This window comes from Streptomonospora nanhaiensis (assembly GCF_026642255.1).
In the GTDB taxonomy this organism is placed as follows: Bacteria; Actinomycetota; Actinomycetes; order Streptosporangiales; family Streptosporangiaceae; genus Nocardiopsis; species Nocardiopsis tropica.
Map to the genome: position 1 here is coordinate 4,661,738 of NZ_CP113264.1, position 12,762 is coordinate 4,674,499.

At 69.7% G+C, this 12,762-nt stretch carries 9 protein-coding genes; 2 read left to right on the forward strand and 7 right to left on the reverse strand.

Annotated elements, in window-relative coordinates; all coding sequences use genetic code 11:
• Positions 1-147: 147 nt before the first annotated feature.
• From OUQ99_RS20310 to OUQ99_RS20330, 5 genes are all read right to left on the reverse strand, one after another.
• The gene (locus tag OUQ99_RS20310) at positions 148-915 is read right to left on the reverse strand and encodes a hypothetical protein (protein ID WP_267945369.1); all 768 of its coding nucleotides are present in this window, start codon (positions 913-915) and stop codon (positions 148-150) included.
• Positions 912-2,705: a hypothetical protein gene (locus OUQ99_RS20315; protein WP_267945370.1), complete on the reverse strand. Its 1,794-nt coding sequence runs from the start codon at positions 2,703-2,705 to the stop codon at positions 912-914. The genes OUQ99_RS20310 and OUQ99_RS20315 overlap by 4 nt, the downstream gene beginning before the upstream one ends.
• Before the next feature lie 256 nt (positions 2,706-2,961).
• Positions 2,962-3,801 (reverse strand): hypothetical protein, encoded by an 840-nt coding sequence (locus OUQ99_RS20320; protein WP_267945371.1) that lies wholly within the window; start codon positions 3,799-3,801, stop codon positions 2,962-2,964.
• A 119-nt stretch (positions 3,802-3,920) separates the two neighbouring features.
• A complete protein-coding gene (locus OUQ99_RS20325) occupies positions 3,921-4,631 on the reverse strand; it encodes a Crp/Fnr family transcriptional regulator (protein WP_267945372.1) in 711 nt (236 codons plus the stop codon).
• A 227-nt stretch (positions 4,632-4,858) separates the two neighbouring features.
• On the reverse strand, positions 4,859-6,154 hold the full coding sequence (locus OUQ99_RS20330; RefSeq protein ID WP_267945373.1) for a DUF5685 family protein: 1,296 nt from the start codon (positions 6,152-6,154) through the stop codon (positions 4,859-4,861).
• Between the two features lie 286 nt (positions 6,155-6,440).
• Here OUQ99_RS20330 and OUQ99_RS20335 point away from each other — a divergent pair, with 286 nt between their 5' ends.
• Both OUQ99_RS20335 and OUQ99_RS20340 read left to right on the forward strand, forming a co-directional pair.
• Positions 6,441-7,838 carry a DUF2201 family putative metallopeptidase gene (locus OUQ99_RS20335; protein WP_267945374.1) on the forward strand — a complete coding sequence of 466 codons (1,398 nt, stop codon included), beginning with the start codon at positions 6,441-6,443 and terminating at the stop codon, positions 7,836-7,838.
• Between the two features lie 94 nt (positions 7,839-7,932).
• Positions 7,933-9,795: an ATP-binding protein gene (locus tag OUQ99_RS20340; protein WP_267945375.1), complete on the forward strand. Its 1,863-nt coding sequence runs from the start codon at positions 7,933-7,935 to the stop codon at positions 9,793-9,795.
• A 60-nt stretch (positions 9,796-9,855) separates the two neighbouring features.
• On the opposite strand, the gene OUQ99_RS20345 is transcribed toward OUQ99_RS20340, so the two are convergent.
• Both OUQ99_RS20345 and OUQ99_RS20350 read right to left on the reverse strand, forming a co-directional pair.
• Positions 9,856-11,736 carry a hypothetical protein gene (locus tag OUQ99_RS20345; RefSeq protein WP_267945376.1) on the reverse strand — a complete coding sequence of 627 codons (1,881 nt, stop codon included), beginning with the start codon at positions 11,734-11,736 and terminating at the stop codon, positions 9,856-9,858.
• Positions 11,733-12,509, reverse strand: a complete 777-nt coding sequence (locus OUQ99_RS20350) for a hypothetical protein (RefSeq protein WP_267945377.1) — start codon at positions 12,507-12,509, stop codon at positions 11,733-11,735. Before OUQ99_RS20350 ends, OUQ99_RS20345 begins: the two co-directional genes overlap by 4 nt.
• Between the last annotated feature and the right edge of the window lie 253 nt (positions 12,510-12,762).

The window sequence follows — 12,762 nt, forward strand, 5'->3', positions numbered from 1 at the left end:
GGCCCGGACCTGCGGTGACCGGCCCGCCCGTGGCCTCCGGTCCCGTCCCCCGGGACCCCTCCCCGGGTCCCTGGCAGGCCGGACCGCTCCCCGGTTCGCCCCGCTGTCCCGGCTCGTTTCACCCGTGAGCGGACCGGTCGCCCGGGCTCATGCGCTCGGCCACTTCTCGCGTAGGAGGTTCACCAGGTCGGGGCGTTCGAAGCCCTCCAGCAACGTGGTCAGGCGCTCCAGAACCGCGGGGACCTCCCACTCCTCCAGTCCTTCCAGGAAAGCGTCCAGAACAGGGTCGCCCGCGGCCTCCCGCCCCTCCCCGACTCCGGACACCTCCTCACGGGAGGTGGCCATGGTGTCGAGGGCCACCCCCGCGTTCTCAATGTCGTGCAGCAGGTCCGGGTTCTGCTCGTACCACCACACGCGCGCGACCTGGGGGTCGCTGAGCACGTCCTTGCGGAGTTCCCCGACCCTCTCCATACTCACCCGGTGCAACGCCCTCTGGATCTCCTTGCGCGGACCGATCCGTTCACGTTCGCGGTCCAACGCCAGGTCCTCCTGGTCGGCGGTCAGGCTCACCAGCACCGCGACCTCGCGCACCACCTCCTCACGGAAGTTCCGTGCCTCCGCCAGCCCACAGGCGATCTCGGCCTCGGCCGAGCCGTGGTCCCCCAAGGAGAACCGGGCACTTTCCTTCGAGGCCATGCGGATGACCTCGCGCTGGATCCTCGCCAGTGCATGTGCCCGCGCCGCCGCCCCTGCCCCGTTCCAGGAGACGGTCACCTCGAATGCCCCCTCGAACCACATGCCCTCGGTGTTGGTCGGTACCCGGGCCTGGAAGGCGTGCGTCGTGTCCGGGGTCCTGAAGGCGATGCTCCAGGAGGGCACCTCCCCGCCGTCGCCCTTGCGTCGCCATGCGCTCATCGCTTCTCCTCATGTGTGCTCAGGCAGTGAGCCAGATCGTCGAGAACGGGGGACCTGCGTGCATGGGCGTGCTTCCACCGCCCGATGGAGCGGGCCAGGGTGTGGGAGAGGGCTTCGTGACCGCTACCCGCGCGGCGCAGGACGTCAAAAGCTCCGGGGTGTCCTCCCCCTCCTGCCTCGAGAGCGTCGAACCAGGACCACAGGGGTTTTCCCACCTTGCTGCCCGATCGTGAGGCCGCACGCCACGCGACAGCCACGAGGTCTCTGTCGATCTCGCGCCGGTTCACCTCGGCCATCACCCGTGGTGTCGTGTCGTCTTCCCGGGCGTCCAGGATCCGGCACAGTGCAAGTGCCGCCACGAAGGTCCGTCGGCCCCTCTCGGGCCGTTCCGTCCAGGAGACCAGTTCCTCGAGGACGACGGGGTCGTTGGGGGTTTCCCCGGCAATGTCCTCCAGAGCCCGGATCACCGCCTGGTCCCAGTGGGTCGGTACCTTTTCCGCGATGTGGCGTATCCGGGTCAGAGCCGTCGACGGTTGGACCCGACCGTAGACCCGGCATGCCTCGAGAACGGTCCGGTCCCGCAGGGTCACCCCCGCCCCCCGGGCCACTTGGTACAGCACGGAACGCACCTGTGTCCCCAGTTCCGGCGTGACGGCGGCCTCCGCGATCGCAGGCACCGCCTCCCACATACCGGTTCCGGAACGGCCCCACCTTTCGATCAGCGCCCGTACGGGCGCGGCGTCACGATGGCGCCGTGCAAGGCGCAGCCACCGCTGTGCGGCCACGGCCCGCTGCGGACTGTCCAGGTCGGTCACGGCTGTGCTCGCCCATTCCTGGATGTGTTCGCGTGTGCCCGGATGTTCGCGCCACAGGTAGTCGAGCGCATCGTCCGCACCTCCACGACGCTTGAAGTGGACCCGGTCCTCGATCACGTGTGCGCCGAGTTCCCAGAGGTGCGAGGTCAATCCTTCGCCGGAGATGGGCGTGCGCCACAGCGGCGGGATGTGCCACTCTCGGGCCAACCGATCCGCGTGGCGCGTGATCACCTCGCGGTGTCCGCCCTCGAGCAGGGCGACCGTCGTCATCAGCACGCGGCTGAACTCCGTCTCGGCGTCATGCCTGTTGAACCACCGCGCCATCTCCTCGGTGGCGTCGGCGAAGCTGTCGAGGACCTCTTTGATCCAGACGGCCTCGTCCTCCCCCGGCATCCGCCCGTGGCGACGACTCCGGTCCGCCTCCTGCGCAAGCCTGAGTGCTCTCGAGGGTTCGGCCCCCTCCAGAACGTCCCGAACCTCGGGATACCTCAACCACCGGTCAGCGGTTTCGAGCCCGCAGCGCTGCCCCATAGCCCGGCGGAAGACGTCGACAGCGCTGGCGGGGGCGTCGATGTGCAGCCAGGCCTGGTACTCGGCCAGGAACTCCTGCCGCTGCCCCGGCCCCGCGATGAGGACCAGCAGCGCCCGGGCGTCACGGGCATCCTCCACCAGACCTCGCAGAGCGACCAACTGGGCTGTCGTCGGCCTGGTGAGGGAGGTGAGATCGAGGAAACGGGAGTGGTCGGAGTTCAAGCTGATCAGGGAGATACCGGCGTCCTTCTCCCCCGTGTCGATGGTGAGCTCCTCGATCGACGTCCTGGGTCGGACCCCGTCCAATGCGTGCACCGCGGTGAAGGCACGGCCGGTGCCGGGCTTACCGGTGATGACCCCCACGCCATGGGACCGCAGGTCGCTCTGGAACGCCGCGTACTTGCCCTCGTCGGGGGAACAGAAGGTGGCGCGCACCTCACCCACCCGCTCAGGCGAGAGCTTGGCCGTCTGGCGGAGCCGTCGAGTGGTCCCCTCCCCGATGTACTCGTGATAATGGACCCCACCGTCTATCCGACCTGCGGTGACCGCCTGGCCCCGGTTCTCATCGACCCGGTTGCCCCATGGCGACTGCCGAGGCACGTCCTTGCCGTCGTGGCCCGTCTGTGGCTTCGGCGTGTCTGGGGGGCCTCCGGTCTCATCGCTTCCTCCGTCTCCTCGCGCATCTTCGGGAAGCGGCACATCATCCGCCATGTGATGCACCGCCTCCGAAGACCGCCCCACCGTTCAGGGTCTCGGCTTGAACCACCTGACCGTGGTTGGTGTTGATCGAGTTGCCGATGTGGGGCTCACCGACCCCAGGAGCACCGTTCACGGGGGCCGACACGTCGGCTGCCCGGTCCGTCTTCTCCGGCGCGGCCGCGTCGTCCTGGGCCCGCGACGGCACAGGGACGAACAGGTATCCCTCGGCCTGGAAACCCTTGTCGGCGACGGTCGCCTGCACCGGCTGCCACCGGGGGGCCTTGACGGGGGTGAAACCGCCCAGGACGACGTCCTCGTAGACGCGCCGGGAGACGATGACGGCCACCAGGGTGGTGTCGGCGTCGGTCCGGCGCAGTTCCTCCCGCACCGGTTCGGAGTCCAGGAGGCGGTGGGTGCTGATCATGGCCTCGCCCATGGCGTTCATGGGGTCCCCCTCCCCGAGGTCGGGAAGGGGACCGACGTCGACGCTGACACGCAGCCTCATCCGGAGGGCCCGGTCCAGGCCGGCGAGGTTCGGCTGGACCTCCTGCAGCACCTGCTGCAGGTTCTCCAGAAAGGGGCTGATGAGAAAGGGCAGGTGCTCGGGATCGGTACCGAACACGTAGCCGTCTCCTCCGTGGCGCGGAAAACGGCGTCCCTCCCAGACGTGGCTCAGGCCAGAGCGGTTGAGGGCCAGCTCCAGCACGTGGGGGATGAGGATGCCGATGGTCTGCTGGTTGAGGGAGCTGGTGGCGCTGAACTTCTCCATGTCCACGGCCAGGACGGCGCGGTAGGGAGGGAGGGGCGCGACCGTTCCGTAGCGGGGCGGAATCAGTTCCATGGGGATCTCCTCGTCGGGTGCTCGGCAGGGCTTCTGTTGCCTGCCGACAGCATTCCGGGAGGATCGGTGACCCTCTGTTCACTTCTGAACAGAGCAGGAGCAGAGTGACGCAAGCCACGTCAGTCGCGATTGTCTCCGCGTGCCAGAGCCTCCAGCCCGACCAGGTCGAGGATGGCCACGTACTGCCTTCCCGTGCGGATGAGACCCTGCTCCTTCAGCTGGGTGTAGGCGTTGTGCACAGAGGTGCGGGAGAGGCCCGCGAAGGCCGCGATCTCCTGTTGGGGGAGGGGGATGCGCAGCAGGCGGCCCTCCTTCTGCACGCCGGGCCGGTCGGTGAGCATGGCGGGGATCGGCTCCCCCAGCATCGAGGCCAGGTGCACCAGTGCGGCGGGCAGCCTGCGTTCCGCGGGCAGGACGGCCTGCTGGACCCGGATCTGGTCGCTCTCGTCCTGGCGCTCGAACACACTGCGCCAGAGGGCGGCGACGAGCTTGAGCTCGGTGAGCCTGCTCTGGAAGTGGGGCGCGGTCAAGTACACGGTGCTGCCCTCGCACATGGCCGTCACCGTGGCGTTGCGGGCACGGCCCTCCCCCGCCAGTACCGACTCGCCCAGCACGTCTCCGTAGGAGCGAAAGGCCAGGGGGACCGACGTACCGTCGGTGCGCGTGGTCTCGACGCGTGCCCTCCCGCTGAGTATGAGGTGCACTCCTGATCCGGTCTCCCCCTGCCTCAACAGGGTCTGCCCCGGGGTGAAGGGCGTTCGGGGGATCGCGACCGTCAGGCGGGCCCACTCCAGGTCGGTGAGCAGCCCGCCGAAACCGTGTCGGGGCATGGGGGATCGTCCTCTTCTCCTCTGGGGGTACCCGGGGATTCTCCTTCGCCGTCGGCGGCAGGCGGTCGGGTTGGCCGACTCCGGTCACGGCCCCGCCCGGAGCGCGGGGGGCGGCCGGGTGCCGCCGGGGCCCGGAGGCGGCGCGGGCGCCGGGCGGGGCGCCCCCGGCTTCCGACGGGCACGGTCGCGCACGCCGCCGGAAGCCGGGGGTACGGGGGCGGCTGGTCTCAGACTCCTTCGCAACAGGCACAGCACTGGCAGCAGTTGCAGCACTCGCACAGGTCGCACCAGGAGTTGCGGGGTTTCCCGGTCCAGGGCCCGGGGTGCGGGTCCCGGCAGCAGAACTGGCACGTGCCGCACATGAACAGCGCCACCGCGCACCCGCTGAAGAAGCCGCGCGTCTTCGGTGGGTTGGAGAGCGCGGGGGTGTCGCACGAGCAGGCGTCGCAGCACCCTCCCCCGCCGGACTTGCCGCCCCCGGAGCCGGAGCCGTGGCCGCCCTCGCCGGGTCCGTGCCCCCCGTGGTGGTGGCCTCCTCCCCGGTGCGGGGTTTCCACGCCGTAGGCGTCGTGGGGGCCGTGGGAGTAGCGGGGCGTGTGGGGCCCGGGGGCCTGATGCTGGTGCGGGCCTTGAGGGTGGTGGGGGCCGTGCGGCCCCGGCGCGGGGTATCCCGCCTGGGAGAAGACCCTGTCGACCGAGCGGCCGAGTTCGCGGACCAGCAGGGCGCGGACCAGGCGGTCGTCGGTGAACTCGGCCTCCTCCAGCGCCAGGCGCACACCCAGGACCGCTCCGTCGCACAGTTCCCGGGCGCGGTCGGGGCCGGTGTCCGTGGCGGTGAGCGGGTTCCAGGCGCCGCGTACCAGGTCCTCCTCACGGTCCTCGACCGCGTCCAGCAGATGGGCGATACGGCCGAAGAGGCGCCCCGCCTCACGCAGCGGAGCGGCGTTGGCGGGGCGGTCGGCGAGGAGGGCGGTGTGCGCGAACGCCTCACCGGTGGCCTCCTCGGTGGGGGCGGTGACCGTGAGGATGTCGGTCCCCTCCCCCGCGGCGAGTTCGACCTCCCGCTGCCGGTCGATCACCGCGATGAGCCCGGCGCCGTCGAAGCCGAGCCTGTCCCCCGCCTCCGTGGCCCCGTGCCGCCAGCGCGCGGCCACCCGGCCCGCGAGCGAGCGGACGCCGCGACGGCCGTAGAGGCCGTCGCCGTCCTCGATGTGGTCGGTGATCTTGGCGGAGGCCAGCATGAGGGAGACCGCGGCTGCCAGGTACGCCCCCGAACCGTTGGCCGCCCGGGCGCCGCGCATGCCGCGCAGCGGACAGCGGCCGGCGGCGCGGGTGTCGGCCTCCTTCTCGGACTGCGCGGCCGTCAGGACCGAGACGACCAGTCCGTCGTAGTTGGTGGCGACCCGGGAGGCCTGGCCGTGGTCGTCGCGCAGGGCCAGGCACAGCCCGCACATGTGGGACATCCACTCCTCGGCGAGTCCGTCGGGCAGGGAGTGCCGACAGGGGCGCAGGATTCCGAACACGAACCGCTCCTCATCATTCGACGCGACGATCTCGCGTTGACGACGGGGTTCGACGCCCGAAGTGGCCGTGGAGTTCACGACCCCGTTCGCGTTGTCGCACCGGGCCGCTATCGTGCAGGTTCCTCCACGTCACCCCGCACCGGTCTCCCCCGGCGAAAGGGCTCTCATGAGCCGCAGAGCAATCGAGAACACCGGCACCGCCGACCACCGTCCGGTTGACTCCCAACACACCCACCCGACGTCTCGGCACCGATCCGGGCCCCTCCTGTGGGACCTGCGTCGTCTGTTGTCGGAGGAACCGGCCGCCCCGGAGGTCGTGGAGCAGGCCCGGCAGCGCAAGGAGTCCGCGCTGCTGGGCTTCGGAGTCGGGCAGAGCGTGGTGGCGTCGTGGCTGTACGCCAAGTGCCATCACCACATCCCAACCACCGTGGTCCCCACCGCCGCGGTGGTCGCCACCGGCGACGGCGCCTGCGCACTGCTCTACAACCCGTACTTCTTCGTCGAACTGGACCCCGAGGGAGTCGGGTTCGTGCTGTTCCACGAGGCCCGGCACCTGATGCACCGGCACCTACACGTGGAAGAGGAGCTGCGCGGCGACCCGGCGTTCACCCTGGCCGCCGAGGTGGTCATCAACCACGTCGCCCTGCGTCGGCTGGACCTTTCGGACCTGCCCACGGTTCCGGCCCGCGGAGGGGCTGGCGACGGCGCACGGGAGCCCGTGGGCATCGACCCGGTGCTCGTCCATCAGGCGTACGAGGAGGATCTGCGGCAGCGGGGACTGTCTCCGCTACCGTACGACGAGTTCGTCCACACCGACCTCACGGTGTACGCCGAGCTGCGCCGGATGGCCTCGTTCGACGAGCCCGTGCCGACGTTCTGCATGCACCTGGCCGGTGATCCGGGCGCCAACGGCTCGGGCGGCCGGGTGACCGTCCCGGCGGACCCGGAGACCGTGGAACGGGTGGGCCAGGAGGTCCTGGGGGAGGTGATGCGCGATGCCCTGCGCGGCGGCAGGTCGGCACGCGGTGAGCTGCTCGACCTGGCCGACCGCACGCTCGACGGCGGGGAACGGCTGACCCGCCTGTGGGGCGGTCTGGGTCTGGACAGACTGCGCGGCGTCACCCCGAAGACCCGCCGGGTGGACTGGTGGCAGCGGTGGCTGACCGACGTGCTCGCCTCGAAGCTGGCCGAGAGCGACCGGCTGGTCTACCCGAAGAAGCAGGGGGCGATCATGTTGGCGCTGGGCCACGAACCGATGCTGTCACGTCGAGGACCGGAACGGGCGAAGGTGGTGCTCATCGCGTTCGACACATCGGGGTCGATGCCCGGCTTCGTCGTCGACTGGCTGACCACCCTGGTCGGCCGGACCGACGGGGTGGAGAGCCACTGGCTCAGCTTCGACGGGGCCCTGATGCTGTTCGCCCCCGGAGAACGGGTGCTGGGCGGGGGCGGCACCGATTTCCAGAACGTCGTCGACTACGCCGAGGGCCGACTGGAGGTGAACGGCAGGCGGTTCGAGACCGAACCCGACGCGATCATCGTGGTGACAGACGGGTACGCGCCCGCCGTCACCCCCGCCGACCCCGACCGATGGATCTGGCTGATCACCGACAACGGCAATGACTGGCCGGAACGGCACCACCCGCCGATGGCCTGCCACCGAGTCGTGTCCGGACAACACTGAGGAGAGCCGGGTCGTGCCCACCGTGAGAACATCCCGGGCGGATCGCCCGACCACGCCGGGAAGCGCTCCCTTCGAAGGGGACGTGGAGCCGGGCGTGGAACGGCGGTGGGGGAACACCGCCACCTATCCGGCGCCACCGGAGGGCGATCCCACCGCAAAGCTCGAGAAGTTCATCGACGCGATGGTCGCCACCGGCCAGACCGGTCAGGTCTTCGGCGAGCACGGCATCGGAAAGACGTCCACGTTCGTGTCGTACATTCCGCGGCGGTTCCCCGGGACCACCCTGGTGGTCGTCCCCGCCGCCAACCTCGCCCCCGACGACCTGTTGGTCAACGCCCCCGTACGCGACCACCACAGCGGGGAGCTTGTGCTCCGCCAGCTCATCATGCGGCAGCTCGCCCCGGGAAAGCCGTTCATCTTGCTCATCGACGACTCCCTCCAGGCGGGCAAGACCGTGCAGTCGCAGCTCATGCAGATCGCCTGCGACTGGTCCCTGGGCGAGTACGACCTGCGTGAACTGGGCTGCGTCGGAGTGTTCCTCACCGACAACGAGTCCCTGGCCGAGACCGGTGCGCGCCGGACGGACCTGGCGGTCCTGGACCGGATGGTCACCATGAAGCTGACCGCGAACGACACCGCTTGGCGGTCGGCGCTGGCCGCGCGGTACCCGGACTGGGATCTGCGCGAGGTGTTCCGGCAATGGGCCGCCCTCCACCCCCGGCTACGTCGGCTGCTCTCACCGCGCACCCTCCAGCACGTGCTCGACTGCGCCCGCGCCGGGTTTCCGCTGGCCTGGGGCCTGCCCTTGCAGAACGGCGGCCGGCTGGCGCTGACAGAGGAGACGAAGGAAGGCAAGCCGGGCCGGGATCGCACCTCGGAGGTGCTCGACGCGATCGCCGAGTCGGTCGGGGCACGCAATCCGGCCACCGTGGCCGACCCGGTCCGCCGCATCCTCCGGGCCGCGACGACCCACCGCTGGGCGGTTCTGCTGCAGGGTCCGCCTGGGTGCGGGAAGACACAGATCACCAAGCAGATCGTCCGGGAGGAGACCGGTCGCGACCCCGTGTACTTCTCCCTGCCGGTGACCAACGTCGAGGATCTGTGTGTGCCGGTGCCCACCCCGGACGGGGCGCTGGACGCCATGCTCACCCGGTCCCTGCTCGACCCGGAACCGAAGGTACTGGTCTGGGACGAGTACAACCGGCCGAAGGACAAGGCCACTTTCGCGAGGCTGATGGAGATCACCCAGGAGTGGACCCTGGCAGGACGAGAGCTCCCCGGTCTGCGGGCGCAGGTGGCACTCCAGAACCCGCCGTACCACCTCGGCCGCAAGTTGCTGGTCTCGAGCAACAACGTGGCCCAGGCCAGTCGGTTCACGATCAGTTACGAGGTGCTCCCCGAGGACATCCCCGCCAACGAGTGGCTGATCTCGACGTACGGCGAGACGGCCGAGACGGTTCTGGAATGGTGGAAGAACGACATCGACGACGAGGGGCGGGCCTGGGTCACCAAGCGCACCCTGGAACGGCTGGTGAAGCTGCACCGGGAGGGGATGCCGCTGGAACCGGCCCTGATCTACCTCGGTGACGGCGAGTATGCCCCGGTACCGTTGTCCGAGCTGGAGGCCCGCCTGGCTGACCGGCGGCAGATCGGCCTGGTCCAGCTCGCCGGCGACCTCCCGGTCTGGGCGGCCCGGTTGTCGGCCGCCACCGAGACCGATGAGGAGGGCACCAACGACACCGACCTGGTCCACCAGGTGTTCTCCAACGCCGAGTTGTCCCAACTGGAGAGGCACATCGACGTGGTGGCGCGGCTGCTCCCGTACCTGCCGCCGAAACTGCGGGCCACCTATCTCGTGGGCCAGACCCGCGAGCGGCAACGCTTCTGGTTCACGGCCCTGGCCCGGATGGCCGAGCTGTCCGTGGCCGACCCCGGGCTCACCGGCGACGCCCCCTGATGAGGGCCCCGCCCCCTCCGTACCGCCGACGTAGCCGGTCTCCGGTCCCCTGAGCTCCGGTCAGGAGACCTTCTCGTCCTCGTCCTCGAAGTCCTCTTCGTCATCCTCCTCGTTGTACCAGTCCTCCTTGTGGTCGAGGTCGATGTCGGAGTCAAGGTCGAACGAGCGGATCATCGGGACGGACACGGTGGACTGCTCGTGACGCACCGTCCAGGTGTTGCGGAAGAAGTCGAACTTCAGGTGATAGCAATCGTCGGACTCGGTGAAGAGGATCGGCGGGACGAGGAAGTGCGCCGCCCCGACGGTGGCTGCGGCGGTGATGAATTCCTTGGCGGGCCGGATGCCGGGACCGGCCTGGCAGGAGGCGAAGTTCACCGGTGTCAGCGACTCCTTGCCGAGGACGTGGATGCGGTTGCCCTCGACGACGAACATCTCCGGGTCGAGGACCACGTCCTGTCCGAGCATCAGGATCGGCGCCTGGTCGACCTCCGCCTTCGCCGCGTCCTGTGCGCGCGTGTACTCCTCGATGACCTCCTCGTTGCGGGCGGTGTCGAAATCGGGGTTCGCCACGTTGTCGCCGTCGCAGAAGTAGCAGGCGCAGGCGGGCATGTCCGCGGTGTTGGGCTCCTCCGGTCCGGGGAAGAGAACGGACTTGTCGAACGGTGGGACCGCCGACCCGCCACTCCTGCCCTGGAGAAAAGCGGGGATCCAGGCGCTGTCGTCGGCCTCGATCACCTCTGAGCGGCACTGGGCGCGGAACGCGGTGTCACCGACCTTGCAGTTGAAGTGGTCCAGCAGCGTGATCGCGGCGCATTCGGCGAGCGAGAGCCCGTCGCTCTTGGCGAACCAGAAGTCGTAGCCGTTCGCGACGAAGTGCACGTCGCGAAACCGCTTGTGGACGAAGGGTTCGCGGGAGGAACCGGGGACGAGGCCTCTCCAGTGCGCCTCGGCGACCCGGTTGTAGTAGGCGTCGGCGTAGCGGGAGAGTTCGGGTGCGAAGGCGCTCTCCCCGGTCAGGTAGCACGCCTTGCCGAACAGCGCACCGATCTCGGGATCGTGCTCGACGTCCGGATCGGTGAAGACGAGTTCGGTACGCAGGAAGACCTTGCGGCCATCGCGGTAGGGCGCGCCCTCGTGCTCGTAGCGCTGGTCGAAGACCACACAGGTGAAGGGCTCGATCTCCGTGAGCGAGGCACCGCCGGTGAGGTCGAGGACGGACTCGCCGGACCCACCGGTGAGGTACAGCAGGATCGTGTAGCGGGAGACGTGATGGCGCGCGGCGTCGTAGTAGGGGGTGTCGAGGTGGCGGTGGAAGTTGGCGTCGTCCGGCTCGAAGCGGTTGCAGCGGAACACGGGGTTCACGTGTGAGAAGCCGTCGAGCCGCTCCCGCGGCATGGATGCGGCCACCGCCGCGGTGAGCGCCTCGGCGAGGAGCGCCGAGTGGAAGATGAAGCGGTCGCCGCCGCGGGAGGCGGCGTTGAGGGGCGGGACGTAGAGGTCCAGCGAGTCGAGGTCCGCCAGGCGGGCGCGCGCGGAGTCCGGGAGCCGCATCGCGAACGAGTACGCGCCCTCGGCGAACTCCTGGCGCTCCGTGAGCCGGAGCTCCAGTCCGGCGTCCGCGAAGAGGTGGTCGAGGGGGAGGATGTTCTCGAACGTGCGAAACGACAGCTCGCGGGGGTCGACGAAGACGGCGGCCAGGTACGGCGCGGTATCGCTGGGCCGGGCGAACAACTCGCGCACATCGGCGTCGATGAGGTCTGCGTCGACGAAGCGCACCGACTTGAACCGCACGGTCGGATGCCAGGAGACGGCCAACCCGTCGATCGTCGTCGCGGGACCGGTGTCGACCTCATCGACCTGGGCGCGGTACCGGGCGACCTCCTCCTCGGGTGCCCGGTCTGTCGACAGGGCAAAGAACCGGTCGCGGAGCTCGATGCTCATACGCTTCTCCAATACATGCGCAGTGCGGCTGGGATGTGGGGGGCCGATGCGAGCAGTTTCGCGCCGTCGGAGCCGACGTCATCGGGGTTGAGCAGCATCCGCCCGAGCGAGCCGGCGAACGGGGCTTCGAGCAGGGCCCTCACCCCCTCCTCACCGATCCCGTTGTAGCGGAGGTCGAGCTCGGTCAGCCCTGCGAACCGGTGCAGTGAGCGCACCCCCGCGGCGGAGAGGGCGTTCCTCTGAAGATGCAGGCATCGGACGCCCCCGAACTGTGGGGACGCCGCGAGCGCCGCCAGGCCCACGTCACCGACGCGGCAGTAGCGCAGGTCGAGCGTCTTCAGCCGCCCCGCGGTGGTCGAGGTGGCCGGTGCCGTGACGTCGGTGGCCTCGCTGTGGAAGTACGCCGAGGCGGCGAGGGCCTGGGCGCCCAGCGTGCCGATGCGCTGGTAGGACAGATCGAGCTCGTCGAGTCGGCTGAGGTCGAGTGTCGCGAGGGTGCCGGACTCGAAGTTCGGGGCCGGTTCCGTCTCATCGCTGTCGGGGTCCGTGTCCCATTCGTCCGAAGGGACGTCGTTCCTCGACGTGATCCGCAGTGCGGTCACGAAGGGGCCTCGCAGGGCCCGGTCGACCGGCGCCGGTGCGCTCTCGGACCATTCGACGGCGATCTTCGTGGCGAATCCGTACCGGCGCTCCAGGACGGTCGCTTCCGGTGGCAGCCCCGCGTCCCAGCTCCGCCGGTGTTCCCGCACCAACTCCTCGATCTCCCGCCCCACGGCACCTCGATCGGCGGGGCGGGTTCGGGCACGGCTCTGTTCCAGGCGGATCAGTCTTCCCCGGGCGTCGCCCCGCTCACGAAGCCGGTCACTGTAGGAGAGCCACATCGCTGCATCACCGGGGTGGTCCCGTAATCTCTGTTCAAGAGTCGCCAATTTCACGCGCGGAACGCTAGCAGTGCCATGTGACACACCCAAACCACCGGCGGGGCCCCGCTCCGGCACACCGACGGCCCAGTTTGAGCCCTCTCGG